Here is a 25,098-nt window from a genome sequence, read left to right on the forward strand (position 1 = left end):
GAGTACCGCGGCGTACGAGGCCCGTCCCGGACGGGCCCAGCCATCCGAGTCGAGCCCTGGAGTGCCTCATGGCAAAGAACAAAGGCGGACGCGAAGTCCGCAAACCCAAGCAACCTAAACAGGCGAAGGCCAACCCGAGCGACAGCGTGATCGTGCCGCCGACCAAGCAGGGTCGCAAGTAGGTTGCATGCGGCGGCCGGATGAGCTGCAAGCTCAGCCGGCCGCGTCCGCAGCACACGGCCGGCGCGGCGCCGCAGTACCGGTGCCGGCGCGGCGTTCCGTAGTAGAGGTCAGATCTGGCTGACCGGGCGGGGCTGCAGGCCCGCGTCGCGGTAGCAGGCGTCGATCAGTTCCATCGTGTCGACTGCGTCGTCCGCGTCGATCGGTAGCGGCGTTCCCTCGCGCAGGTGCGCGGTGAACGCCTCGAGCTGGTAGGTGTACGACGACTTCCGTCCCAGGTGCTCGACCCAGGTGTCTTCCTTGGTCTTCACTGTGACCCGGTCGTCCAGGTGAGGGAGCACGAAGTTCGGCGCGAAGGCCTCTCCGCGGGTCCCGACGATGCGGCAGCTGAAGTCGACCTCCTCGGCGGCCATGCTGGTGCGGACCGCGCCCGTCGCGCCGTTGGGGAAGACCAGGTCGGCGTTGAGCCACTCGTCGACGCCCGGCACCCGCTTGCGCTCACCGGCGCGCGCGTTCGCCAGCTTCGGCAGCCCGCCCGCCCATGGCGCGAACATCCGCTGCGCGTGCAAGGCATAACAGCCGACATCCATGACGGCCCCACCGGCAAGAGCCAATGACCACCGCGGATCGTCGTCCGCGGGCGGCGGCATCACCATCGTCGTCTCGACGTGCTGCAGGTCGCCGAGCTCCCCCTTCGCCAGTAGCTCCTGCAGCCTGCGGGTCACCGGGTGGAAGAGGTAGTGGAAGCCTTCCATCACCGTGACACCCCGCTCGCGAGCCGCGTCGCGGACCTGCGCGGCCTCGGTGGCGTTGCTGGCCGACGGCTTCTCCGTCAGCACGTGCTTGCCCGCGGCAATGGCCTTGAGGTTCCACGGACCGTGTAGTCCGTTGGCGAGCGGGTTGTAGATCGCCTCGACCTCGGGATCGTTGATGACGTCGTCGTAGGAGGCATGGACCCGCTCGACTCCGTGTTCCGCCGCGAACGCCTCGGCTCGATCGGAATCCCGCGCGGCGACGGCGACCAGCCGGGCGCCGGTCAGCTTGGCGGGCTCGGCGATGGCCCTGCCCGCGATTCGGGCGGCGCCGAGGATACCGATGCGAAGCGGTTCCATGCCTTCTCCTTCAGATGTCGTCCGTGCGGCGGCGTACGGCGTGCTCGTCGAGGGCTTGCTGCAAGCTGTCGTCCGGCCAGTCCTCGTCGAGGGCCTGCCGGACGAGGTCAGCCTGGGTCTGTGGGGCGAGGCCGCCGATCGGCTGGTCCCGGTCCAGGTTGGTCGGAAAAGCGTATCCCTCGGCGCACGCCGCGATCACGTTGTCCAGACCGAAGGCGCCATCCTGCCCGAGTTCGCGCAGTACGGGATAGAGGGTGACCGCCATCCGGACCCGGTCGACGCTCTCCATCGCCCGGCCGAACGCGGACGAGATCTGCAGCAGGTTCGCCATCCGCCTGATCGACTCCGAGTGGTTGCTGCCGGCAGCGTGGAAGAGAGCCGGGTTGAAGAACACCGCGTCTCCCTTCTCCAGTGGTAACTGCACGTGATTGGCGACGAAGTGCTCGCCGAACTCCGGGCGCCGCCAAGCGAGGTAGCCCAGCTCGTACTTGTGCGAGTGCGGCAGGTACAGCGTCGGCCCGGTCTCGACCGGCATGTCACAGTGCGCTACCGCTCCCTGCAGGGTGAGCACGCTCGACAGCCTGTGCACATGAGCAGGGTAGAGAGCCGCGACCTCGTTCGACTGGAAGCCGAGGTGATAGTCCCGATGTACGGTCTGACCTTCACCTCCTGGATTCACAACGTTCACCTGCGAGGTCAGCTGGTACGCCGGTCCGAGCCAGGCGTTCGCCACCAGTGCCAGCAGGTCGTTCGCATAGTAGGCGGCGAACACCTCGGGAGCCCTGATCGCCAGCTTCTCCAGCGCGTTCCAGACGCGGTCGTTCGCGCCCGGCTTGGCGAAGTGGTCGCCGGCGGCGGTTCCGGCCTCGCGTTGGTCCACGATCATCCGGTTGAACTCGGCGGTCGTCGCATCAACCACCTCATTGCCGAAGGCACCCTTCAGTACGACGATCCCGGGTCCCTCGCTGAGCGCCTTCGCCAACTCCGTCTGCACTTGCCGGGGATCCTCCTCGCGGATGCGCGTGGCGTCGTACAGGGGGACCTGCTGCTCGATGCGCTCGGCATACGGGTAGTCGGCGGCATCGGTCTGCTCCTTGAGGACCTGCAGGAGGTCCTCGAGTCTCGCGTCCTCGGCGCGTAGCCAGACTTTGCTCATTGGTGGCTCCTCTCGTTGGTACTCAACCTGGTGACTCATTGAAGGTTTCGCTGGACCTGAAATCCGCCGAGAACGCCCGTCGTCCGCGGGCCGGCAGTAGAGTCAGCGTGGGGGTCCTGTGGTGGTGCGGGGGATGAGGGTCGGGGGGATTGTCTGGTCGGGGGTGGTCGGGGTGCCGGCTAGGCGGGCCAGGGCTGTGGTGGTGGCGTGGGCGGCTAGGCGCGGGGTGTCTTGGGCGATGGTGGTGAGGTCGATGTGGGAGAGGGCGGCGACAGTGGTGTTGTCGTAGCCGATGACGGAAAGCTCGTCGGGGACTCGCCTGGACTGACGGATGATGTCGAGGAACCCGACTGCCGATCTGTCGTTGAAGACCGTGACGGCGGTTGCTCGCGGGGCGTCGTCGAGGAAGGTTTTCGCCGCGCGGGCGCCTTCGTCCTCGGTGGGGCCGCCGGGGACGATGAGCGGGGTCAGGCGTGCTGCGCGCATGGTGTTGCGGTAACCGGTTCGGCGTTCCGGGCTGCCTGGGGTTTTGCCGCCGTCGATGTGCGCGATTTTGGTGTGGCCTAGGGCGAGTAGGTGTTCAACGGCTAGGCGGGAGCCGGTGGTGTCGTCGGTGCGGACTACGTCGACGCCGGGTGCCCTGACTTTACGGGCTACTACGACGGTGGGTTGGGATTCGGCGAGGGCCGCCAGGGCCGAGGGCTTCAAGGTCGGGCCCAGGAGGATCAGCGCCTCGCAGCGGTAGTCCAACAACGATTGGACGGCTCGCGACTCGGAGCGGCTGGGGGCGACCGCGCTGAGAGCGAGGTCATAGCCGGCGGATTCGGCGGCTGTGTACAGGGCTTCGACGAGGTCCCCGTGAAAACTCGCCTGTACGTCGAAGGTCACGCCGAGCAGGCGGGTCCTCGTACGGCCGAGCAGGCGGGCTCGGTGATCAGGGCGGTAGCCGAGTTCGGCGCCGGCCGCCAGCACCCTGGCACGGGTGGCGTCGCTCGCCCCGGGAGCATCGCGGTACACGATCGAAACGAGCGCGCGGGAGACCCCGGCCAGCGCGGCGACATCCTCCATGGTCGGACGGCCCATGCGGTTCAGCTTCCCATCTTGGATCGGGTCTTGACGCCACTATCAAAGCAGGGTTCGCTAGCATCTGACTAGAGCGCTCTAGTAGCGACAGCGTAAGCGATCGAAGGGGAGCCGCGGATGCGTACGGATCACGGGCTGCAGGTGGTCAGGTTCGGATTGATCGGGGCGGGCCGGATCGGGGCGATGCATGCCCGGAACATCGCACGCCGGGTCCCCGGGGCCGAGCTCATGGCCGTGGCGGACCCCCGGGAGGAAGCGGCGCGAGCCCTTGCGGCGCAGTACGACGCGAAGGCACTGGATGTCGACGACCTGTTGAAGGATCCCGAGATCGACGCGGTCGCGATCACTGCGATCGCGGCGGCGCATTCCGAGCTGATCGTCAAGGCGGCGCAGGCCGGCAAGGCGATCTTCAGCGAGAAGCCCGCCTCGCTTGATCTCGAGGAGATCGATCGCGCCATCGCTGCAGTCAAGCAGGCGGAGGTTCCGCTGCAGATCGGCTTCAATCGAAGGTTCGCCAAGGACTTCGCCCAAGCGAAGAAGGTTATTGCGGAAGGCGGAATCGGTACTCCGCAGCTGATGCGCTCGATCACCAGGGATCCGGGATGGCCCGCGGGGCTTTCCAACGCGGCGGGTGTCCGGCCATGGACGATCTTCCGCGAGACGTTGATCCACGACTTCGACGCGCTGCTGTGGCTGAACGAAGGAGCCGAGCCGGTCGAGGTGTACACGAAAGCCGACGCCCTGGTCGCCCCGCAGTACAAGAAGGACGGGCTGCTCGACACAGCCGTCGTCATGATCACGTTCGACAATGGCGCGATCGCGACGGCGGAGGCGAATTTCTCCGCGCTCTACGGGTACGACGTACGTGCCGAGGTGTTCGGTTCGAAGGGCATGGTGACGGCGGGACGCCATGCCAGTAGTCCGCTGGTGCACTACAACGCCGAAGGATTGCAGCAGCAGACGCTCCGAAGCGACGAGGAGATGTTCGCGGACGCCTATACCGAGGAACTCATCGAATTCGCCGCGGCGGTCCGCAACAAAACGACCCCGTCGCCCGGTGGTGAAGTTGCGCGCAGGGCACTCCGGGTCGCGCTCGCAGCGATGAAATCGCACGAGGAAAGCCGGCCGGTCCAGCTGAAGGAGTTCGCGTGAAGCTCGCGGTCTGCGCCGAGATGGTGTTCACGGATCTCCCGTTGCCGCAACGGATCGAGCGCATCCACCGAGGCGGTTTCGAGGTGGAGATCTGGAACTGGACGACCAAGGACATCGACGCGCTGATCGCTACCGGGGCGACCTTCTCGTCGATGACCGGCTACGTCAGCGGCTCGCTGACCTATGACCAGGACGAACTACTCAAGACAGCCGAGCAGTCCGTGGAGGTGGCGAGGAGGCTGAACTGTCCGCGGCTCAACCTGCACGGCGGCGCACTCGACGATCGCGGCCTGCCCGTCGTCCCGCAGTACGAAATGACAGGGGCGATGTGGCTGGCCGCGGAGAAGACGCTCGCACGGTTGGCGAAGTTGGGGGAGGACAACGACGTCATGTTCGTGCTGGAGAACCTCAACACCGAGGTGGACCATCCGGGCGTGCCGTTCGCGAAAGCGAAGGACGTCCTCGCGCTGGTCAAGGCTGTCGATCACCCGAATCTCCGAATGATGCTGGATCTCTACCACGCGCAGATCGGCGAAGGAAACCTGATCGCGCTGCTGGAGAAGGCCATTTCCTACATCGGTGAAATCCAGGTCGCGGATGTTCCCGGCCGCTACGAACCGGGCACGGGCGAGATCAACTATCCGGCCGTCGCCGAGGCGCTGCGGCAGCTCGGCTATGACGGCACGGTCGGGCTGGAGGCCTTTCCACAAAGCGACAGCGACCTGGCGCTGCGTAGGTTCCGGGCCGCGTTCACAAACGAAGAGATCTGATCAAATCCCGCCTCTGACTCGACGGTGGGCCCCTGACGCCCCAAGATGTGCCCATGAGCACCGTCCAGGTCAGCGTTGACCGCACCAGCCGTACCCCGCTTCACGTACAGCTAGCACAGCAACTCGAAGCGGCGATCCAGGGCGGTGAGCTGCCGGTCGGTTCCCGGCTCAGCAACGAGGTGGACCTCGCGGAGGCGTACGGCCTGAGCCGGCCCACGGTGCGCCAGGCCATAGCCCGCCTGGTCGACCAGGGCCTGCTGGTGCGCAAGCGCGGCGTCGGTACTCAGGTAGTAGGCAACTCCGGGCAGGTACGGCGCTCGCTGGAGCTCACCAGCCTGTACGACGACCTGTCCGCGGCACACCGCAAACCACAGACAGAGGTGCTGCGGTTCGGTATCGCCCCTGCGAGCGCGGAGGTGGCTATCGCCTTGCAATGCGAGGAGGGCGATCGCGTACTGCGGCTGGAGCGGCTCCGGCAAGCAGATGGCGAACCGCTCGCCCTCATGCGCAACTGGTTGCCGCCAGAGATGCTCGACACGAACCACCCGAACACCCTGGCCGACCAGGGACTCTACGAGTTGCTCAGGGCCGAGGGGGTTCGCCTGAAGGTGGCGCACCAGACGATCTCGGCTCTGCCGGCTACACCCGAACAAGCCCGGCTCCTGTCGGAGGAGCCGGGCTCTCCACTGCTTGCGACGACACGGATCACCTACGACGATCACGGTCGCGCTGTGGAGTACGGGCGACACCTGTTCCGTGCGTCCCGCTATGCCTTCGAACACACCCTCGTCCACCGCTGACCCACCCCTCAGAAGGCCGGCGATGGACGAGGGCAGCACCTACTTCGTCGCCGACCGGCCGCCCGGGAACTTCCAGAGCTTGCTGTCAGCCATGGCGGTCAGTTGGTCGGTTGTGTAGGCGGGCTTCACCCGGGTGTGCTTGGAGCCCTTCTCCTGCGGTGCGTTGTAGCTCGTCATGCTGATGGAGCGACCATCCGGGTAGTTGATCGTGATGACGTTGGACAGGACGCCCTCGATGCTGTTGCGCTCATCCGCGTAGGTGGGCGCGTCCTTCGACCAGCTGAGCACGGACCCGTCCGACCGCACTGTGCAGTGCTGCAGGCCTTCCGGCGGGCACTTGGACACCGCTGCATCAGTCGTGAGGAACACGTCGACCCGCGACGCGCCCTTCCCGTCGTTGATGACATACGCGGCGCCGTTGAAGCCCTCGTTGCCGCCGCCCCAGGTGGTCGGCTTGATCAGCTGCGGCGAGCCCGGCAGCACCTTCTTCAGTGTCGCGAGCGTGGTGGGCAGCGGAACGATCGGCGGCTTGGCCTGGATCGACACCGGACCACCAGTGGGAGTCGGTACCGACTGCTTCGGTGGGAACCCCCACAGCTCGCTGTCGGCCAACTTGGTCAGCTGGGCAACGGAGAACACCGGCTTCGGACGGGTGTGCTCGGCGTCCTTCTCCTGCGGACCGTTGAGGCTCATCAGGTTGACGTTCGAGCCGTCCGGCCGGTAGAGCTCGACCCTGTTCGTGATCACGCCGCCGGGGTTCCCGCCGTTGGGGTAGACCGGCTCGTCGGCGTAGGAGACCAGCACGGATCCGTCCGCCTGGATCTTGCAGTTGCGAACCCCCACGTCGGCGCAGGTCTTCTTGTAGTTGACGGTCTGCACGGTGGCCGTGACCAAGGACGCGCCGTTGCCGTCGTCAACGATGACGGATGCTCCGTTGAAGCCGTCGAAACCCCAGGTGTGCGGCTTGGTCTGCTTCAGGTCCGCAGGAAGCAGGTTCTGCAGCGTGGCCAGAGTTTCCGCCTGGCCGGCGGGCTTGCCGGATTTGGCCGACTGCGCCGAAGCGCCCGGCGTACCCGCGACCGGTGCTTCGGCGGAGCCGTTGCCGTTGAACAGTTGGCTGCCGCCGAACACGATGCCGGCCGTGGCCAGGACGGCGCCGGCGCCGCTGAAACCGAGCAGCGCAGTACGGCGGCGGCGCAGAGTGACCCCGCGACGCATGCCGCGTTCCACCAGGTCGGTCGAGGAGGGTTCGAGGTGCTCGGTGGCCCGGCGCATCAGGTCGGGCAGGGAGTCTTTCAGGTCGGACATGGAGGTTCTCCTGGTACGTCGGGTCAGAGTGCGATCAGGTGGACGGCGTCATCGCCGAGGACGACCCGGAGGCGCTCCAGCGCGCGGGAGGTCCTGGTTCTGATCGCACCGGCGTTCTTGCCGAGATCGAGCGCGACCTGTTCGACGCTGCGATCTTCGAAGAACCGCAGCACCAGGACAGCGCGATCAAGGGGAGCCAGCTCGGCCAGCGCCTGCTGCAGGGACAGCCGCAGCTCGGGATCGCCCGGTCGCTCGGCTCGTTCCGGCAGCGTCGAGGTCGGCTGTTCGGTCCAGCTGCGCCGACGCCGTTGCGAGATGAACGTGCGCGCCAGCACGGTCTGGGCGTAGGCCTGCGGGTTGTCGATCCGCCGCACCCCGTGCCAGGCCCGGAACATCTTCGCCAGCGTCTCCTGGAGCAGGTCCTCGGCGTGGTGCCGATCGCCCGCCAGCAGCCAGGCCGTCCGGTACAAGTGAGGCGTTCGCGCTCTGGCGAACTCCTCGAAGTCGTCCGTGGTCGGTCTCATCGCTGCCTTTCCGTCGTGGTCACACCCTGTACGACGCATCGGGCCACCGCTGGTGTCACACCCGTACTGCGGGCGCGATGGTTCCGCCGGCGCCCGGGTGACCGAGGCGCGCAGTACTGGACGTCACTGGATCCCGGGGTGAGCGACTGGACACCGTCTGTGAACCTCTGCCGTGTGAGGGTTATCCACAGGTTCTCGGAAGCGGCTTGGCGCGGATGGGTCCGGCTTGAAAGGATGGTCGCGCACGGTGATCAGGTGGTCGCCGGCCGGGACGGACACGGGAGACGCATGACAGCCGACAGACTCGCCGCGCGCCGGTCCGGCTGGGACGGCGCGCTGGAGCTGATCGACGCCCAGGTGCGCGACGTGGTCCGCCGCGAGGGCATCGACCCGCTGCGCAATCCCGGCGCCGTGACCGCGATCGTCGCCACCGTCGTCCGGGAGTACGACGAACGCAGCCTGACCGGGATCGTGCCGCCAATCGGCGATCTGGAGGCGGTCAGCCGCGAGGTGCATGACCGGGTGGCCGGGTTCGGGCCGCTGCAGCGCTACCTCGATGATGCGGCGGTCGAGGAGATCTGGATCAACGAGCCGAGCCGGGTGTTCATCGCTCGCGACGGGCGGCACGAGCTGACCACCACCGTGCTGACCGAGGAGGAGGTCGCCGAGCTGGTCGAGCGGATGCTGAAGACGACCGGGCGGCGGATCGACGTGTCCCAGCCGTTCACGGACGCGCGCCTACCCGACGGCAGCCGCGTGCACATCGTGCTGGGCGGCATCACCCAGCGCTATGCGGCGATCAACATCCGCAAGTTCACCGTCCGGGCGACCAGGCTGGCCGATCTGGTTTCGCTGGGCTCGCTCACGCCGCACGCCGCCGCGGTGCTTGACGCCGCAGTCGCCTGCGGTCTCAACATTCTCGTCTCCGGCGGCACCCAGGCGGGCAAGACGACCATGCTGAATGCGCTGGCGGGTTCGATCCCCGGCAGCGAGCGGGTGATCAGCTGCGAGGAAGTCTTCGAGATCAAGCTGCCGATTCCCGACTGGGTCTCGATGCAGACCCGGCAGGCCGGTCTCGAAGGCACCGGCGAGGTGCGGTTGCGGGATCTGGTCAAGGAATCCCTGCGGATGCGTCCGTCCCGCGTGATCGTCGGCGAGGTCCGCGGCGAGGAGTGCCTCGACCTGCTCTTGGCGCTGAACAGTGGTTTGCCTGGGATGTGCACGATCCATGCGAACTCGGCACGTGAGGCGTTGACGAAGATGTGCACGTTGCCCCTGCTGGCGGGCGAGAACATCGGCAGCCGCTTCGTCCTGCCCACAGTTGCCGGCTGTGTGGATCTGGTGATTCATCTCGGGATCGGCGCGGACGGGCAGCGTCGGGTGCGCGAGATCGTCGCGGTCAGCGGACGGATCGAGGAGCACACGATCGAGACCGAGACGTTGTTCGGCACCGTCGAGGGGGATCTGCGGCGGGCCGAGGGGCAGCTGCCGCATCCGGAGCGCTTCCAGCAGGCGGGGTACTCGCCGGCCGGGCTGCTCACCGAGTTGCCGCGTGGGGTGAGCTGATGGGACTCCTCCTCGGGCTGTTCTTCGGGATCGGCTTGCTGCTGATCAGCTGGTCCTTCGTTGTTCCGCCGGACGCCAAGCCGCGTGGCGACGGACGGTTGATCAGGCGTAGTCGGGAGTTGCTGGCCAGGTCCGGTGTGGAAGGCGTGACACCGGCCGCGTTCATCGGCGCCTGCCTGCTGACCGGGGTGGTCGGCTTCGTGCTGATGTTCGTGGTGTCGGCCGCGCTACCGATCGGGCTGGTGTTCGGTCTGATGGCCGGTGGGATTCCGGTTGCGCTGCTGAAGAGTCGGGCGCGAAAACGGCTGGCCGAGTTCCGCGAGCTGTGGCCCGACGTGGTTGACAACATCGCTTCCGCGGTGCGGGCCGGGCTGTCTTTATCGGAGGCGTTGGCCCAGGTCGGCGAGCGGGGACCGTTGCCGTTGCGGGAGCCGTTCCGCCGGTTCGGGGCGGACTATGCCTCGACCGGACGGTTCGCGGATTCGCTGGACCGGTTGAAAGCAAGGCTCGCCGATCCGGTCGGGGATCGCGTGATCGAGGCGCTGCGGATCGCCCGCGAGGTCGGTGGCGGCGACCTCGGGCGGTTGCTGCGTTCGCTGTCGAGCTTCCTGCGAGACGATGCGCGGACCAGATCGGAGCTGGAGTCGCGCCAATCCTGGTCGGTGAACGGCGCCCGGGTCGCGGTGGCGGCTCCCTGGCTGGTGCTCGGGATGTTGTCGTTCCAGGGCGACGTGATCCAGCGCTACAACTCGCCGGTCGGGGCGTTGATCATCGGTGTCGGTGCCGTGGTTTGTGTCCTCGCCTACCGGCTGATGCTGCGGATAGGCCGACTGCCTGAGCCTGAGCGGGTGTTGCGATGAACCCGGTCGTGCTCGGTGCCCTGCTGGGCGGACTCTTCGGAGCAAGTCTGCTGCTGGTGGTCCGCCGGTTGCCGTTCCTGCGGAAACCTTCCGTGGATGACCGGATCGCGCCGTACCTGCGGGATCTCGGCGGCTCCGACGTGTTCCTCGGCGTGGTCGACTCGAGCTCACCGTTCTCCGCGATCGTGCGATTGTTCGGTCCGTCGCTGCGAGCCGGTGCGGTGCGGCTGGAACGGATTCTCGGTGGGGCGACCTCGATCAGGCGGCGGCTGTCGCGCGCCGGGATCGACCGCACAGTCGAGGAATTCCGGATCGAGCAGGTGCTGTGGGGCGCGGGCGGCTTCGGTGTGGGCCTACTGATCGCCTTGGTCGCGTTGTCCCTCGGCCTCGGGAACCCGGTGGGACTCCTCGTGCTGAGCGGACTGCTCGCAGTACTGGGGGTGTTGTCGCGGGATACCTATCTGTCCGCGCAGGTGCGGCGGCGCGAGGCTCGGTTGCTCGCGGAACTGCCAACGGTCGCAGAGCTTCTGGCGTTATCCGTGGCTGCGGGCGAGGGGCCTGCGGCTGCGCTCGACCGGGTGGCTCGATCGTGTCGCGGGGAACTGGCCGACGAGTTGCAGCGGGTGCTCGCCGAGACCCGCGCGGGTGACCCGCTGGTGCGCGCTCTCGACGCGTTGGCCGATCGAAGCGGCCTGCTGGCGCTGACGCGATTCGCCGACGGCCTGGCGGTCGCCCTCGAGCGAGGGACGCCGCTGGCCGACGTACTGCGCGCCCAGGCGGGGGATATCCGCGAGGCGAGCCGACGTGAACTGATCGAATCCGGCGCGCGCCGGGAAGTTGCCATGATGGTCCCGGTGGTGTTTCTCGTGCTTCCGGTGGCGATCGCCTTCGCCTTCTATCCGGGCGCTGTCGGAATCCGGCTGATCGCCGGATGAACTGAGGAGATGCCATGTCACTGCTGTTGACCAGACTGTTCCTGAAGCTGGCGGTGCTGTTGCGGACCCAGCTGATGAAGGCGCAACCGGCGCGGAAGGAACGCGGCGACGTCCCCGGCTGGGTGCTGATCACCGTGATGACTGCCGGCCTCGTGGTCGCGATCTGGGCAGTGGCCGGGCCCCAGTTGAAGGACATGCTCCAGAACGCCCTGGACTCCGTCACCAACAAGTGAGCACCCGGCGGCGGGGTGAGCACGGAGCGGCGGTAGTCGACTTCGTACTGGTGTCGATGCTCGTGGTGCCTTTGTTTCTGGGGATCCTGCAGGTTGGGCTGTTCCTCTATGTGCGGAACACGGTGACTGCTGCGGCGTCTGAGGGCGCGCACTACGCGGCCGTGCTGAATCGCGAGCCTGGCGACGGCGAGGCGCGGACGCGGGAACTCGTCGACGGTGTGGTCCGCACCGAGCTGATCGAGTCGGTCGCGGCCGAGCCGATTGATGTCGAGGGGCAGCCGGGTGTCCGTGTCGTGGTGAAGGCGCACATGCCGCCACTCGGTCTGTGGGGCCCGGGGATCGGCTTCACCGTGGAGGGCCACGCGATCAAGGAGACCGGTGAATGAGGCCCGCCGGGCATCGACGTGATCAGCGTGGGAGTGCGGTGGTGGAGTTCTCTTGGCTTGCGTTGCTGTTGATGGTTCCGTTGATCTACGTGATGCTCGGGGTTTTCGACGTGCAACGAGCCTCGTACGGCGCGACTGCTGCTGCCCGTGCGGCTGGTCGAGCGTTCATCATCGTCCCGGCGGGTCTTTCGGAGGACGATGCCCGGGCGCGAGCCTTTGAGGCCGCTCGGCTGGCGATGAAGGACCAGGGCGTCGAGCTGAACCCGGATCAGCTGCGCATCACCTGCGATCCGGCGTGCTTGGAGCCTGGCTCGACCGTCACCATCGAGCTGAACACGGAGCTGCCGCTGCCGTTGATCCCCGACGCACTCGGAGGCGAGCGCCCGGCGATCCACATCAGTTCCGTCCACACCGAGCCCTACGGCGACTACCGCGAAGCCAAAGGTGACGGATGAAACGCCTCAGAGCATGGGGGCAGGCGGGCAGAGGCGTGATGCCCTGCTGCCCGGGTGAGAACGGGCGGGATGAGCGTGGGCAGATGACGGTGTTGATCATCGGGTTCACCGCGATCGTGTTGCTGATGATCGTGGTGGTTACAGACATCTCCAAGGTGTTCCTGGTCCGGCGAGACCTGGACGCGACTGCCGATGGTGCGGTGCTTGCCGCAGCCAACGGTCTTGCCGCGATCTACGCACAGCCAGGCGAGGGTGACAACGCGGAGATCGATCCGGAGCAGGCGCGCAGGTTGACCGCGGAGTACCTCGACTCGGTTGCTGCGAGCAACCGGTTCGACGGGTTCGACTGGTCGGCCGACGTCGCCGGGACCACCGTCACCGTTCGTCTCACCTCGTCGGTCGAACTGCCGTTCGAACCACCCGGTTGGGAGGGCAGTGCGGACATCGGCGCGGACGCGGCGGCCGTAGTACCGATTCGTTGAGCGCGTGTGTCGGCGGGCGAGGACAGGCCATGTGCGGAGTCGGGGCAGCCCGTCGGGAGGGCGGGGTCAGCCGGTAAGCGCTTCCCAGCGACATGGTGGTCACACTCGATGAACTGGTCAGCGCGGGGAGGGGGACCAGCTCAGCGTGAGGGGCGAGGCTGTCCGTGGCCTCTGCTTTTACCCCCGTGACCAGCTAACGGGTAGGCTGCTTGGTTGTGGCTGGACCTGATTTCGACGCTGACCTGAAGGCACTCGACGCAACCCTGACCTCGATCGAGAAAGTTCTCGATCTGGACAGCATGCGCCGGGAGGTTGCCGACCTCGGCGAGCAGGTTGCCGCACCGGACCTGTGGAACGACCAGGCCAACGCGCAGAAGGTCACCTCGCGGCTGTCCAGGCTGGAGGCCGACCTGGACCGGGTCACGGGCCTGCGCAGCCGGATCGACGACCTGAGCGTGCTGATGGAGCTGGCCCGGGACGAGAACGACTCCGACACGCTGGCCGAGGCCGAGCGTGAGATCGCGTCGCTGACCAAGTCGATCCAGTCGCTCGAGGTCCGCACGCTCTTGTCCGGCGAGTACGACGAACGCGAGGCGCTGGTGACCATCAGGTCCGGCGCGGGTGGTGTCGACGCCGCCGACTTCGCCGAGATGCTGCAGCGGATGTACCTGCGCTGGGCCGAACGGCACGGCTACCCGAGCGAGGTCTACGACACGTCGTACGCCGAGGAGGCAGGGCTCAAGTCGACCACGTTCGGCATCAAGGCGCCGTACGCGTATGGCACCTTGAGCGTCGAGTCGGGCACCCACCGGCTGGTCCGGATCTCGCCGTTCGACAATCAGGGGCGCCGGCAGACCTCGTTCGCCGCGGTCGAAGTGGTCCCCGTGCTCGAGCAGACCGACGAGATCGACGTGCCCGAGGAAGAACTGCGGATCGACGTGTACCGGTCGTCCGGCCCGGGTGGTCAGAGCGTCAACACCACTGACTCGGCGGTCCGGATCACCCACATCCCGACCGGCACGGTGGTGTCCTGCCAGAACGAGAAGTCGCAGCTGCAGAACAAGGCCAGCGCGATGGTGATCCTGAAGGCGAAGCTGCTCGCGCTGAAGAAGGCCGAGGAGCGGGCCCAGATCGACGCGCTGCGCGGTGACGTGCAGGGCTCGTGGGGCGACCAGATGCGGTCCTACGTGCTGCACCCGTACCAGATGGTCAAGGATCTGCGGACCCTCTACGAGTCGGGTAACACCAGCGGTGTGTTCGACGGCGAGATCGACGACTTCATCGAGGCCGGCATCCGTTGGCGCCGTACAGGTCAGACGGCCGCCGAACAGAACTAGTGTCCCGGGAACAGCTCCGCGCGGACTGCGGCAGTTGCTTCGGGCTCTGTTGTGTCGCGCTGACCTTCTCGAAGTCGGCGGACTTCGCGATCGACAAGGACGCCGGCGATCCCTGCCCGAATCTGCAGGAAGACTTCCGCTGCGGGATTCACCAGCAGCTTCGGCCGAAGGGCTTCAGCGGCTGCACGGTTTATGACTGCTTCGGTGCGGGGCAGAAGATCTCCAGGCTCGCAGGGACGAGCTGGCGGGATCAGCCAGGGCAGAAGATGTTCGAGGCTTTGCCGATCATGCGGCAGCTGCACGAACTCCTCTGGTACCTGACCGAAGCCCGCGAGCTCGAGCAGACGCAGCCGATTCACGCTGAGATCGATCACCGGCTGGCTCAGGTCGAGAAGCTCACGTTTCAGGATCTGTCCACTGTCGATCTCGCGGCCGAGCGGCAATCGGTCAACGAGTTGTTGCTGAAGACCAGCCAGTTCGTCCGCGGCAAGCAGAGTAAGAAGAAGGAGCGCCGCGGAGCCGACCTGTTCGGGGCCAAGCTCCGCGGCGCGGATCTCCACTCTGCCAATCTGCGCGGCGCCTACCTGATCGCCGCCGATCTCCGTGCCGCCGATCTTCGGAAGGCCGACCTGATCGGCGCCGACCTCCGGGACGCCGATCTTCGCGGGGCCGACCTCACCGGCGCCTTGTTCCTCACTCAGTCCCAGGTCAATGCGGCCCGGGGCGACTCCAGCACCAAACTCCCTCCGGCCCTGATCCGCCCGAGCCACTGGAATGACTAGCGGGAAGACCTGAGCTGCTGCGTGACTGGGGTCATCAGCAGGGAGATCGCGGTGATCGCCAGTGCTACTGCAGCGAGCGCCCCGCCCTGGCCCCATGACGTTCCTGCCAGCGACAGGTACGCCGTACCGACGGTTGCCGCGCCCAGCGCGAGACACGTCTGCTGGCTGGTTAGCAGGATCCCGCTGCCGAGCCCGGCCTGCGCCGGCGGGACCTGGCCGACGACCACGCCCATCAGTGGGACCATCACCAGGCCGCTGCCGAATCCGGCGATCAACATCGGCACCGCCAGGGTCCACGGAGTCACGTCAGGCCACACGGTCAGGGCCACCACGGCCAGTACGGCGTACCCGACGGACTGCACGATCCAGCCGCGGAGGATCAGCCCAGCGCCGTACTTCTGCTGCAAGCGGGGACCGTAGACCGACGTGATGAGGAAGCCGACAGCCATCGGCAGCAGGCTCAGGCCACCTTCCAGCGGGGACATCCCGGCCTCGCCCTGAGTCGCCAGGGCGAACACGAACATGAAGCCGCCGAAGGTGGTGAAGAACCCGACCGCCAGCAGCAGGCCGATGCGCATGGCCCTCAGCCGCAGCACGCTTGGCGGGATCAGCGGAGCCTGGCCGGCCTTCTCAGACCGGTGCTGGTGCAAGCCGAGCAGGACAACCGCCGGGATGGTCGCCGCAAGGGAGACCCAGGTCCACAGTGGCCAGCCGAGCGTACGGCCTTCGGTCAGTGGCAGGAGCAGCAGCACCAGCGTCAGCGCGAGCAGACCCGCTCCGACGAGGTCGACTCGCGGCGCCTTGTCCGCACGGGTCTCCGGCAGCAGCTTGATTGCCGCGCCAACGGCGACCAGGCCCACTGGCACGTTCACCAGGAACACAGCACGCCAGTCGAGGCCGAAAACGTTGGCCTCAACCAGGACACCGCCCAGGATCTGGCCGAGCGCGGCCGCGGCACCACCGACGACACCGAACATCGCCATCGCGCGAGCGCGGTGTTCGCCGGTGAGCAGACTGCTGATGGAGGCGAGCACCTGCGGAGTCATGGCCGCAGCGGCCGCGCCCTGGACGACCCGGGCAGCCAGCAGTACGCCGATGGTCGGGGCGATCGCGCAGATCAGCGACATCACGGTGAAACCGGTCAGGCCGATCAGGAACAACCGCTTGCGGCCGAACCCGTCGCCGAGGCGGCCGCCGACCACCAGGAGAGTGGCGTTGGCGATGCCGTAGCTGCCGACGACGAGTTGGAGCTCGCCGGACGAGGCGTGCAGGTCGGACCCGATCGCGGGCAGTGCGACGTTGATGATGAAGAAGGAGAGCATCGGCAGGAAGGCGCCGAAGAGAAGCGTGGTCAGTGCCACCGGCCCCAGCGGCGACGTGGCCGGCGGTTCGGTGGGGCGCGGCTCGGCAGCGGGGCCGGCCGCTCGGACTGAGGCGAGCTGGTCTGTCATGTCGACCAGCCTGCGGCCGCTCGGAGCCTGGTGGTGAGAGCCTGCTTATCCTGGTATCGACACCACCTGGAACCAGGCTATGATCAACGCCGCAGACGGGCGACGATGAAGAGGTGAGTCTCCTGACCAGCATGCCAGTCAGCACCGACAGAGCCGACCGCCTCGACACCGCCGGCGGCGCGAAGCAGTTCGACAAGCATGAGCGGCGCCGGGAGCTGTCGGCGTTCCTGCGGAGTCGACGCGAGCGGATCCAGCCGGAGGAAGTCGGGTTCGCCCCCGGCGGCAGACGCCGTACGCCGGGCCTGCGGCGCGAGGAGGTCGCGCAGCTCGCCGGGGTCGGTGTCACCTGGTACACCTGGCTCGAGCAGGGCCGGGACATCAACGTCTCGGCCCAGGTGGTCGAGGCCATCGCCCGCACACTCCGCCTCGACAGGCTCGAGCGGAACCACCTCTACACCTTGGCCGGGATGGCGATCGGCCCGAGCAGGGGTGATTGCGCCGCACTGCCCGGCTCGATCCAGCGGATGCTCGACCAGATCGAGCCTTACCCGGCTCTGGTCATCAACGCCCGCTACGACGTCCTCGCATTCAACGACGCCTACAACAAGGTGATCCTCGATCTGGAACCGATCCCGATCGAGGAGCGCAACATGCTCTGGCTCACCTTCGTATCGCAGGAGTGGCGGTGCTCGTTCGTCGATTCCGAGTCGATCAAGCTGCACCTGGTGGCGGGTTATCGAGCCGCCTTGGCCGACCACCTCGGGGAGCCGATCTGGCACGACTTCACCGACAGGCTGCTGGCGAGTTCACCGGAGTTCGCGGAACTGTGGGACCGCTACGAGGTCGCGGCGCCAAGCAACAAGATCAAGGTCCTGGAACACCCGGAGGCCGGCGTCCTCCAGATCGAGCCGGTCAACATGTGGCTCTCCCAGCTCGGCCACGTCCGCGCCACCATCTACACCCCCGCTGACGAAGAAACCGAAGCCAAGGTGCACAGACTCGTGAACGGTTAGAGGGCTCTTGCCTAAAGCGCCAGGGGTCGTGGCGGGCGGTCGCGGCCAACAGCACGCTGGACGCCAGCGCACACCATCAGGCGGTGTCGCGGAATCGCCAGCCGGCTTTGAGCGCGGCGAGGGTGACCGCGACGGCTGGGCGTCGCGCTGTAGCTGTGCGCCAGACCGCGTACAGCCGCCGGCTCGGAGCCGGCTGCAACGGTACTGCGACCACGCCGTCCGGCAGGGGTCCTCGGCCGAGCCGTGGGAGCAACCCGATCCCGATGCCTTGGGCAAGCATCGCCAGCTGGGTCTGGTACTCGGCGACGGAGTACGCGACCTCCGGCTCGACCCCGGCCCTGCGCATCGTCCGGATCAGCCAGTCGTGGCAGATCGACCCGACCGGCTGGCAGATCCACCGCTCACGGACCAAGTCGTCAGCACGCACGAACTCCTTGCCTGCCAGGCGATGCGTGGCAGGCACCAGGATGTCCGCGGGGTCCGAGCCGAGTTTTACCCGGGACAGCTCATCCGGCAGAGTCAGTGGGGTGTTGTGCCAGTCGTGCACTACGGCCACATGTACCTCGCCTCGGCTGACCGCGGCGACGGCCTCGAATGGATCGGTCTCGGTCACCCGTACGTCGAGGGCGGGGTTCTGGCCGATCAGCTGGGGCAGCACGGCGGGGAGTAGGCCGCGGGCCGCGGTGGGGAAGGCGGCGATGATCAGCGAGCCGACCGCCTGGCCGCGTTGTTCCTCGAGGGTCAGCTCTGCATTCTCCACCAGTTGCAGGACCTGCGATGCGGTCGCTGCGAGTTGCAGTGCCGCGTCGGTCAGGACGATCCCGCGCCCACGCCGCTCGACCAGGACCGTGCGGGTCTCGCGTTCCAGCTTCGCCAGTTGTTGCGAGACAGCCGACGGGGTATAGCCGAGTGCGTCGGCCGCGCTGCCGACCGATCCGTAGATCGCCACGGCGTGCAGTGCTCGGAGTCGGCCGAGGTCGATCATTTAGCACTCCTACAGTGTCAGCGGTAGCAGGATTCGCTAGTCCTTAACAGTAGATCAGGCCAGACTTGGTGACCATGAACCCTCGTCACGTCCTCCTGGCGGTCGCCGTCGCGATCGTCTGGGGCGTCAACTTCGTCGTCATCGAGGTCGGCCTGCAGGACTTCCCGCCACTGCTGTTCTCCGCGCTGCGCTTCTTCTTCGCCGCGGTCCCGGCTGTCTTCATCCTCGGCAAGCCCCGGGTCGCCTGGCGTTACGTGATCGCGGTCGGCTTGGTGCTGGGGGTGGCGAAGTTCGGCCTGCTCTTCGTCGGCATGGATCACGGCGCACCGGCCGGATTGTCCTCGCTGGTGCTGCAGAGCCAGGTCATCTTCACATTGCTGTTCGCAGTACTGGTGCTACGGGAACGGCCGCGGAAGACGCAATTGCTGGGCATTGGGATCGCCTGCGCGGGCATGGTGCTGATCGTGATTGACCACGGACTGGCCGCGCCGCTCGGCGCGGTCGCCCTGGTCATCGCGGCGGCCGCCTGCTGGGGCGTCTCGAACATCGTCACCCGACATGCCAAGCCGCAGGACACCTTGCGCTTCATGGTCTGGGTCAGCGCCGTCGCCGTCGTACCGCTGCTTCTTCTCTCACTCCTCACCGAAGGTGCGCACGACGATCTGGATGCTCTGGGCAACATCGACCTGACCGGCATCGGCGCGATCGGCTACCTCTCGTTCGTCGCCACGCTCTTCGGGTTCGGCGCTTGGGGCTTCCTGCTTCGCCAGTACGACGCGAGCACCGTCGCGCCGTTCTCCTTGTTGGTCCCGGTGGTCGGGATGGCCGCGGCCTGGGTACTGCGAGGTGAGGCAGTCGGCCCGCAACAGGCAATCGCGGCGGCACTGATCATCGGCGGCATGGCCTGCACGGTGATCCGCCGGCGAACCCCGCGCAAGGCAGACTCTGCCGAGTTGATGCCGGCGTTCACTCGTACTGATTAGCGGGCGGCGTCACGTTCCGCACGCCGGTGACGGTCAGGGCAGCGACGTCGCCGTCGGCTCGCTTGGTCGGCTCGGCCCACTGGCCGGTGACGGTGACCCACTGGTTCTTCGGCGGCGCCGCCTGGCCGCGGGCCTCGACCATGAACGCGGTGCCGTCGGCCACGCAGCAGGTCAGGCCGATCCGCGACACGTACCAGGTGCCGTTCTTGCCCGGCGTGACGAACCCGGTCAGCTGGAAATTCCGGCCCTTCATGCTGTCCCTCTCCCAGACGGCGTAGACCGCGTAGTCGCGCACGGCCAGCGGTACGGGGGTGTCGCCCTGCGCACTGTCCGCGAGCCAGGGTTGGCCCTTTGGCGCGATCGGCTTCGCCGCGACGGGGGACTGTCGTTGGGCTGCGTCGGCGCCCAGCGCTGGTGGATCGACGACGAGGAGCGCGAAGATCGGGATCACGAGCAGCCAGGCAGCGCGCGGCAACAGGTGTCCATGCCCATGTCCATGTCCATGTCCGGGCCCGTCGTCGTCTTGTGTGGCGGGCGTCTTGCGCGTGTCGGCGAGGACGTCGGCGACGGCGAGAACGATGAGGATCGCGCCGGCCGCGAGCAGCATCCAGCGCATGCCGGGCTTCACGTAGCGGAGGTAGGTGTTGGAGGTCGCGAGCTGGACGACGGCGGCGCCGACGAACACGACGACCAGTCCTGCGACGTTGCGCCTCACAGCAGCCACCACCCGACGAGAAGACTGGACAGGATCGCCACCACGAAGGTGGCCGGCGCGAATCTGACCGCGAACCTCGGCCCGAACGTCCCCGTCTGCAGGGCGATCAGCTTCACGTCCACGATCGGCCCGACCACCATGAACGCGAGCCGGGCGGTCAACGAGAACTGGGTCAGGCTCGCAGCCACGAAGGCGTCCGCCTCGGAGCAGATCGCCAGCAGCACTGCGAGGAGCCCGAGTACGACGACCGAGATCAGCAGGTTGCTTGCCACCTGGTCGAGCCACTGCCGCGGTACGACGACGTTCAGCGTGGCTGCGGCTGCCGCACCGACGACCAGGAACCCGCCGGCGTGCAGGAAGTCGTGCAGCATCGACGAACGGAAAACCTCGAGCTTCGCGGTGCCCTCGGCGTGCCGGTTCTTCGGCATCTTCAGCCAGGAGGAACCCTTGCCGGTCAGCAACCACAGCCAGCCAAGGATCATCGACACGGCCAGCGACGTGAGCGCCCGGGCGACGACGACCTTGGGTTGCCCGGGGAACGCGACCGCGGTCGACGCCAGCACGACCGGGTTGATCGCCGGCGCCGACAACAAGAACGCGATCGCCGCCGCCGGGGTGACGCCACGATTCATCAACGCGGCCGAGACGGGCACGGACGCGCACTCGCAGCCCGGCAGGATCACGCCGGACGCACTGGCCACCGGTACTGCGAGCGCCGGGTGCTTGGGGAGTGCCTTCGCGAAGAACGAGGCGGGCACGAACGCGGTGAGCGCGGCTGACAGCAGGACGCCGAGGACGAGGAACGGCATCGCCTGGACGGTGACGCCTACGAACATCGTCGCCCAGGTCCGGACGCCGTCATCGGTGAACAGCCCGGCGAAGATCCTCCGCCCGAACAACGCCAGCCCGACGAGCACGATCAGGGTCGCGGTGAACGCGATCGAGGACCCCGCCGGCTCCTTCGCTGAAGACTCGTCGTGAGCAGGCTCGGCGGAGGGCGCGGACGGGACCGGGGGAGGACCGATCGGTGGTCCGGGATCCACTGTCGTGGCGGCAGATTCCCGATCCTCCGTCGCCTCGGCGGAGTCGGCTGGCGTGCTCATGGGCGGCATCCTGACACAGCGGAATGCATCGGCACGAGCACACAAAGTGCCCGCGAAGGGAAATCGCCGTCATTTCGCCGAATAGTCATCCGGCGCGTGGCGGCTGCGGCGTTCGAGGTGGTGGTGACCGAGCGGCGTGGCAGGGTGGACGGTATGGATGCTGACGTCGTGGAAGCGGTCAACGCGCTCACTACTCGCTGGGCGAAGACTCTGGAGCCTGGGAACACCGTGGTGTCCGGCCTTGGGCTGTGGCCGTTGCTGGCGCTGCTGGCGACTGCTGCGGATGAGCCGGGTCGAACTGAGCTCGCCGACGCAGCCGGCGTCGAGCCGGACGGGGCCGCCGCGAAGGCGCTCGAGTTGGTGAGCGCGATCGAGGAGTCAGCCGATCTCCATGCGGCGCTCGGCGTGTGGGTTCATCAGCAGTTGAAGCTGAGCGAGTCGTTCGACAGCGTCGTACCTGCTGCTCTGACCGGCGCACTCACCGGGGATCTCAGCGCCGACAAGGCCAAGCTCGACGCGTGGGCCGCGGAGCACACCGACGGGCTGATCCGGGAGATGCCGATCGAGGTCACGCCGGACCTCGCGGTCGTCCTCGCGTCGGCCCTCTCGCTGCGGACCACCTGGACGCGGCCGTTCAAGGAGCAGATCAAGCGCGTGTACGACGGGCCGTGGTCAGGGGGTTCGTGGCACTGGCTCGAGCGCAGCGACCAGGACCTCGACGCGGTTCGCCTGCACGAGAACGGGTTGACCGTGATCACCGTGCAGGGTGATGCCGATGTGGACGTCCTGCTGGGAATCGGGGCATCCGGCGCGGCGCAACCCGAAGTACTGGCTGGGCTGCTCGAAGCATCGGCGAAGCCGGAAGACGGGCAGCCGGGCGGGGCGTTGATCCAGCAAGGCCAACCGGGGCACGAGGTCGCGCCGGCGATCAAGATCGGCCTGACGACCTCGTCCGGACCGGAGTTGAAGTTGTCGCTGCCGTCGTTCAGCGTGAAGGTGGAACACGATCTGCTCGCCCAGCGGGAGCTCTTCGGACTCACCACAGTGACGACCGACCCCGGTCCGAGTGGCCATTTCAGCGCCATCAGCCCCGAGCCGCTGGTCGTCGGTCAGGCCAAGCAGACCGTGCTCGCGCGGTTCTTCGCGACCGGGTTCGAGGCGGCGGCCGTGACCGCCATGGGTCTGATGCGCGCCTCCATGCCGACCAACCAGGAACGCCGGCTGGACGTGGAGCTTGACCGGCCGTTCGGCTTCGTCGCCGTCCTCCGCGAATCCCGCCTGCCTGTTGTCGCCGGCTGGATCGACCAACCGACAGAGCCGGAGTAGGTCTAGGGCAGGGCGAAGAGCCGGTTGAGCAGAGCTGAGGCCTCGTCGACGCCTTGATGGTCGCCGGTGAGGAGCAGGTCGAAGAGTAGGCCACGCGATGCGGCGAGGCCCAGACGCGCGTACGCCGGGGCTTGGTCCCGGGGGATCCCCGCTCGGATGCAGAGGTCGGTCAGCGGCGGGAGCCAGACGTTGATGAGGTCCGCTTTGAGTGCCTCGGTGTGCGGCTTGTCCTGCATGGCGTGCGCTGACAACTCGAAGAACAGCGGGCCGTAGATGAGCGCGGCCTCGGTGACTCTTCGCCAGAATTCCTCGGCTTGCTCTGCGACCGATCCCGTGCCGAGGGACGCGAGGAGGTCACGTTGTTGCTGCTCAACCGTCCGGACCACCTCGGCGAGCAGGCCTTCGCGGGAGCCGAAGTGGTAGATCAGCATCCGGTGGCTGGTACCGATCGCGGCCGCGATGGTTCGCAGGCTGGCGTCGCCGATGCCGTTCTTCGCGAAGTGCTCGACGGCGTCCGCGAGCAGGCTGTCGCGGCTCACGCCTGCTCGCTGACCTTCTTCAGGCTCTCGGTCTCGAGCGCGATGTACCGCTTGGTGAGGCCCGCGTAGAGCTTGCCGAACAGCCAGCCGAGTGGCCCCTCCTGGATGATCGTCGCCGTGGCCACCGTGCCCTCGGGCGTGGTGACGACCCGGTGGCCGCCGGTGGTCTTGATGCCGGGCGCGCGGGACACCCATTCGAAGTACTCGCCCTCGACCAGTTCGGTCACCTCCCAGATCGCCACGGGGAGCTTGGGCTGGCGGACGCGGGTCCGGGCGCCGATGTGGATCCTGCCCTCGTCGAGCCGCTCGACCGCGTCGACCGTCGGTGTCCACTCGGGCCACTTGGCGACATCGCTGAACACCTCCCAGACGCGTTCCGCCGGGGCCTGGACGGTGATGGAGCGATCGAAGCGCATGTACCAAATGGTACACGGACTTGCGGCACTCACCAAGGGGTCAGGTGAGCGTGCAAGGGCGGCGTACGGAGCGTAAGAGGCAGGTCAGAACCGCAGATGGTGAGTGCTGGCGGTCCGGGGGCACCGGTAGGGTCTGCGGTATGACTGACCAGAACGCCACGGAGAACGAGCAGGACCCGGGTGCGAGCACGCAGATGTTCCGCGCCTTCGTCAACGAGGGCCAGGCCGAAGCCACCGAAGAGCCGAAGGTGAACGGTCGCACCCTGGCCATCGTGGGCGGCGTCATCGTCCTGATCGCCGTCATCGCCGCGATCCTCGTCTTCTGACCCTCCGGTAGACCGCCGCATGACCAACGTCGAGGCAGACGTCGTGCGGGTTTTCGTCGACCCCTCCGGCCCGACTCCCGCACCCTCCACCTAAGCCAAGGCGCCGGCTCCCACCTCCATACCACCCAGCTCCCCGACAACCGAGCAGCAGTCGGCGGCCGCGTCCAGCTAGCCGCTCCCCGCGGTGCTTCCGGGTTGTCTTTTCGGCAATCGTTGACGGGGCTGGGGGAGGGGATGGAGCATGAGGGCTCGGCTAGGGAGGTTGGTATGGCGGAGGTTGTGCGGGCGGCGTTGGTGCAGGCGGCTTGGACCGGGGATCAGGAGTCCATGACGAAGGCGCACGAGGACTATGCGCGGCAGGCGGCGGCGGCCGGGGCTCAGGTGATCTGTTTCCAGGAGCTGTTCTACGGGCCGTACTTCTGCCAGCTGCAGGATCCCAAGTTCTACGAGTACGCCGAGTCGGTGCCGGGGCCAACCGTGGAGCGGTTCCAGGCGTTGGCCGCGGAGCTCGGGTTGGTGATGGTGTTGCCGGTGTACGAGCAGGAGCAGCCCGGCGTGCTCTACAACACGGCCGCCGTGATCGATGCTGACGGCAAGTATCTCGGCAAGTACCGGAAGAACCACATCCCGCAGGTGAAGGGGTTCTGGGAGAAGTTCTACTTCCGCCCCGGCAACCTCGGCTACCCGGTGTTCGACACCGCGGTCGGGCGGATCGGCGTGTACATCTGCTACGACCGGCACTTCCCCGAAGGATGGCGCGCGCTCGGCCTGGCCGGAGCCAAGATCGTGTTCAACCCGTCGGCGACCAGCCGCGGCCTCTCGTCGTACCTGTGGAAGCTCGAGCAGCCGGCCTCGGCCGTGGCGAACGAGTACTTCATCGGCGCGATCAACCGGGTCGGCGTGGAGGAGTTCGGCGACAACGACTTCTACGGTACGTCGTACTTCGTCGACCCCGAAGGCAAGTTCGTCGGGGAGGTCGGGCATGACCACGACCCCGAGCTGATCGTGCGCGACCTCGACCTGAGTCTGCTCGACACGGTCCGCGATCGCTGGCAGTTCTACCGCGACCGTCGACCTGACTCATACGGAGACCTGACCAAACCCTAGGAGGAGTCGCGAG

General features: G+C 67.3%; 28 protein-coding genes. 17 read left to right on the forward strand and 11 right to left on the reverse strand.

Annotated elements, in window-relative coordinates:
- Positions 1 to 290: 290 nt before the first annotated feature.
- From ABD210_RS07140 to ABD210_RS07150, 3 genes are all read right to left on the reverse strand, one after another.
- Positions 291 to 1,292, reverse strand: a complete 1,002-nt coding sequence (locus tag ABD210_RS07140) for a Gfo/Idh/MocA family protein (RefSeq protein ID WP_344110064.1) — start codon at positions 1,290 to 1,292, stop codon at positions 291 to 293.
- Positions 1,293 to 1,302: 10 nt separating this feature from the next.
- Positions 1,303 to 2,448: a phytanoyl-CoA dioxygenase family protein gene (locus ABD210_RS07145; protein ID WP_344110066.1), complete on the reverse strand. Its 1,146-nt coding sequence runs from the start codon at positions 2,446 to 2,448 to the stop codon at positions 1,303 to 1,305.
- 102 nt (positions 2,449 to 2,550) lie between these two features.
- Positions 2,551 to 3,531, reverse strand: a complete 981-nt coding sequence (locus tag ABD210_RS07150) for a LacI family DNA-binding transcriptional regulator (RefSeq protein WP_344110068.1) — start codon at positions 3,529 to 3,531, stop codon at positions 2,551 to 2,553.
- Positions 3,532 to 3,648: 117 nt separating this feature from the next.
- On the opposite strand from ABD210_RS07150, the gene ABD210_RS07155 reads away from it, so the two are divergent.
- Genes ABD210_RS07155 through ABD210_RS07165 form a run of 3 tightly spaced genes read left to right on the forward strand, consistent with a single transcriptional unit; the run spans position 3,649 to position 6,253 of the window.
- Positions 3,649 to 4,683, forward strand: a complete 1,035-nt coding sequence (locus tag ABD210_RS07155; protein WP_344110070.1) for a Gfo/Idh/MocA family oxidoreductase — start codon at positions 3,649 to 3,651, stop codon at positions 4,681 to 4,683.
- Complete coding sequence (locus ABD210_RS07160) at positions 4,680 to 5,453, forward strand: TIM barrel protein (RefSeq protein WP_344110072.1); 774 nt, start codon at positions 4,680 to 4,682, stop codon at positions 5,451 to 5,453. Before ABD210_RS07155 ends, ABD210_RS07160 begins: the two co-directional genes overlap by 4 nt.
- Before the next feature lie 53 nt (positions 5,454 to 5,506).
- Positions 5,507 to 6,253, forward strand: a complete 747-nt coding sequence (locus ABD210_RS07165) for a GntR family transcriptional regulator (protein WP_344110074.1) — start codon at positions 5,507 to 5,509, stop codon at positions 6,251 to 6,253.
- A 39-nt stretch (positions 6,254 to 6,292) separates the two neighbouring features.
- Here the strand turns inward: ABD210_RS07165 and ABD210_RS07170 are convergent, their stop codons facing one another.
- Positions 6,293 to 7,561 (reverse strand): hypothetical protein, encoded by a 1,269-nt coding sequence (locus ABD210_RS07170; protein ID WP_344110076.1) that lies wholly within the window; start codon positions 7,559 to 7,561, stop codon positions 6,293 to 6,295.
- Between the two features lie 23 nt (positions 7,562 to 7,584).
- Positions 7,585 to 8,085 carry a SigE family RNA polymerase sigma factor gene (locus ABD210_RS07175; protein ID WP_344110078.1) on the reverse strand — a complete coding sequence of 167 codons (501 nt, stop codon included), beginning with the start codon at positions 8,083 to 8,085 and terminating at the stop codon, positions 7,585 to 7,587.
- A 288-nt stretch (positions 8,086 to 8,373) separates the two neighbouring features.
- Here ABD210_RS07175 and ABD210_RS07180 point away from each other — a divergent pair, with 288 nt between their 5' ends.
- The 9 genes from ABD210_RS07180 (at position 8,374) to ABD210_RS07220 (ending at position 15,121) form a co-directional block, all read left to right on the forward strand.
- On the forward strand, positions 8,374 to 9,651 hold the full coding sequence (locus tag ABD210_RS07180) for a TadA family conjugal transfer-associated ATPase (RefSeq protein ID WP_344110080.1): 1,278 nt from the start codon (positions 8,374 to 8,376) through the stop codon (positions 9,649 to 9,651).
- Positions 9,651 to 10,511 (forward strand): type II secretion system F family protein, encoded by an 861-nt coding sequence (locus ABD210_RS07185; RefSeq protein ID WP_344110082.1) that lies wholly within the window; start codon positions 9,651 to 9,653, stop codon positions 10,509 to 10,511. Before ABD210_RS07180 ends, ABD210_RS07185 begins: the two co-directional genes overlap by 1 nt.
- The gene (locus ABD210_RS07190; protein WP_344110084.1) at positions 10,508 to 11,446 is read left to right on the forward strand and encodes a type II secretion system F family protein; all 939 of its coding nucleotides are present in this window, start codon (positions 10,508 to 10,510) and stop codon (positions 11,444 to 11,446) included. Before ABD210_RS07185 ends, ABD210_RS07190 begins: the two co-directional genes overlap by 4 nt.
- Positions 11,447 to 11,460: 14 nt before the next feature.
- Complete coding sequence (locus ABD210_RS07195; protein WP_344110086.1) at positions 11,461 to 11,679, forward strand: hypothetical protein; 219 nt, start codon at positions 11,461 to 11,463, stop codon at positions 11,677 to 11,679.
- Positions 11,676 to 12,065, forward strand: a complete 390-nt coding sequence (locus ABD210_RS07200; RefSeq protein ID WP_344110088.1) for a TadE family protein — start codon at positions 11,676 to 11,678, stop codon at positions 12,063 to 12,065. Before ABD210_RS07195 ends, ABD210_RS07200 begins: the two co-directional genes overlap by 4 nt.
- Before the next feature lie 41 nt (positions 12,066 to 12,106).
- Positions 12,107 to 12,520 carry a hypothetical protein gene (locus ABD210_RS07205; protein ID WP_344110090.1) on the forward strand — a complete coding sequence of 138 codons (414 nt, stop codon included), beginning with the start codon at positions 12,107 to 12,109 and terminating at the stop codon, positions 12,518 to 12,520.
- Between the two features lie 83 nt (positions 12,521 to 12,603).
- Complete coding sequence (locus ABD210_RS07210) at positions 12,604 to 13,002, forward strand: Tad domain-containing protein (RefSeq protein WP_344110092.1); 399 nt, start codon at positions 12,604 to 12,606, stop codon at positions 13,000 to 13,002.
- Between the two features lie 215 nt (positions 13,003 to 13,217).
- The gene (gene prfB, locus ABD210_RS07215; protein ID WP_344110094.1) at positions 13,218 to 14,339 is read left to right on the forward strand and encodes a peptide chain release factor 2; all 1,122 of its coding nucleotides are present in this window, start codon (positions 13,218 to 13,220) and stop codon (positions 14,337 to 14,339) included.
- Positions 14,339 to 15,121: a pentapeptide repeat-containing protein gene (locus ABD210_RS07220; RefSeq protein ID WP_344110095.1), complete on the forward strand. Its 783-nt coding sequence runs from the start codon at positions 14,339 to 14,341 to the stop codon at positions 15,119 to 15,121. Before prfB ends, ABD210_RS07220 begins: the two co-directional genes overlap by 1 nt.
- On the opposite strand, the gene ABD210_RS07225 is transcribed toward ABD210_RS07220, so the two are convergent.
- Positions 15,118 to 16,572, reverse strand: coding sequence for an MFS transporter (locus ABD210_RS07225; RefSeq protein ID WP_344110096.1), 1,455 nt, complete (start codon positions 16,570 to 16,572; stop codon positions 15,118 to 15,120). The genes ABD210_RS07220 and ABD210_RS07225 overlap by 4 nt on opposite strands.
- Positions 16,573 to 16,685: 113 nt before the next feature.
- Here ABD210_RS07225 and ABD210_RS07230 point away from each other — a divergent pair, with 113 nt between their 5' ends.
- Positions 16,686 to 17,585 (forward strand): helix-turn-helix transcriptional regulator, encoded by a 900-nt coding sequence (locus ABD210_RS07230; protein WP_344110097.1) that lies wholly within the window; start codon positions 16,686 to 16,688, stop codon positions 17,583 to 17,585.
- Positions 17,586 to 17,661: 76 nt separating this feature from the next.
- On the opposite strand, the gene ABD210_RS07235 is transcribed toward ABD210_RS07230, so the two are convergent.
- Complete coding sequence (locus tag ABD210_RS07235) at positions 17,662 to 18,570, reverse strand: LysR family transcriptional regulator (RefSeq protein WP_344110098.1); 909 nt, start codon at positions 18,568 to 18,570, stop codon at positions 17,662 to 17,664.
- Positions 18,571 to 18,644: 74 nt separating this feature from the next.
- Between ABD210_RS07235 and ABD210_RS07240 the strand changes: the two genes are divergently transcribed.
- Complete coding sequence (locus ABD210_RS07240) at positions 18,645 to 19,553, forward strand: EamA family transporter (protein WP_344110100.1); 909 nt, start codon at positions 18,645 to 18,647, stop codon at positions 19,551 to 19,553.
- On the opposite strand, the gene ABD210_RS07245 is transcribed toward ABD210_RS07240, so the two are convergent.
- Positions 19,537 to 20,268, reverse strand: coding sequence for a TIGR03943 family putative permease subunit (locus tag ABD210_RS07245; protein ID WP_344110101.1), 732 nt, complete (start codon positions 20,266 to 20,268; stop codon positions 19,537 to 19,539). The genes ABD210_RS07240 and ABD210_RS07245 overlap by 17 nt on opposite strands.
- A complete protein-coding gene (locus tag ABD210_RS07250; protein WP_344110102.1) occupies positions 20,265 to 21,371 on the reverse strand; it encodes a permease in 1,107 nt (368 codons plus the stop codon). Before ABD210_RS07250 ends, ABD210_RS07245 begins: the two co-directional genes overlap by 4 nt.
- A gap of 153 nt (positions 21,372 to 21,524) precedes the next feature.
- On the opposite strand from ABD210_RS07250, the gene ABD210_RS07255 reads away from it, so the two are divergent.
- Positions 21,525 to 22,697: a serpin family protein gene (locus tag ABD210_RS07255; RefSeq protein ID WP_344110103.1), complete on the forward strand. Its 1,173-nt coding sequence runs from the start codon at positions 21,525 to 21,527 to the stop codon at positions 22,695 to 22,697.
- Between the two features lie 2 nt (positions 22,698 to 22,699).
- Here the strand turns inward: ABD210_RS07255 and ABD210_RS07260 are convergent, their stop codons facing one another.
- Entirely contained in the window at positions 22,700 to 23,236 is a 537-nt protein-coding gene (locus ABD210_RS07260) for a TetR/AcrR family transcriptional regulator (RefSeq protein WP_344110104.1), read from the reverse strand.
- Entirely contained in the window at positions 23,233 to 23,652 is a 420-nt protein-coding gene (locus tag ABD210_RS07265) for an SRPBCC family protein (protein WP_344110106.1), read from the reverse strand. The genes ABD210_RS07260 and ABD210_RS07265 overlap by 4 nt, the downstream gene beginning before the upstream one ends.
- A 140-nt stretch (positions 23,653 to 23,792) precedes the next feature.
- Between ABD210_RS07265 and ABD210_RS07270 the strand changes: the two genes are divergently transcribed.
- Positions 23,793 to 23,978, forward strand: coding sequence for a hypothetical protein (locus ABD210_RS07270; RefSeq protein WP_344110107.1), 186 nt, complete (start codon positions 23,793 to 23,795; stop codon positions 23,976 to 23,978).
- A gap of 267 nt (positions 23,979 to 24,245) precedes the next feature.
- Entirely contained in the window at positions 24,246 to 25,085 is an 840-nt protein-coding gene (locus ABD210_RS07275; protein WP_344110109.1) for a nitrilase-related carbon-nitrogen hydrolase, read from the forward strand.
- Positions 25,086 to 25,098: the final 13 nt, after the last annotated feature.

The sequence above is a fragment of the Kribbella alba genome (genome assembly GCF_039529635.1).
GTDB lineage: Bacteria > Actinomycetota > Actinomycetes > Propionibacteriales > Kribbellaceae > Kribbella > Kribbella alba.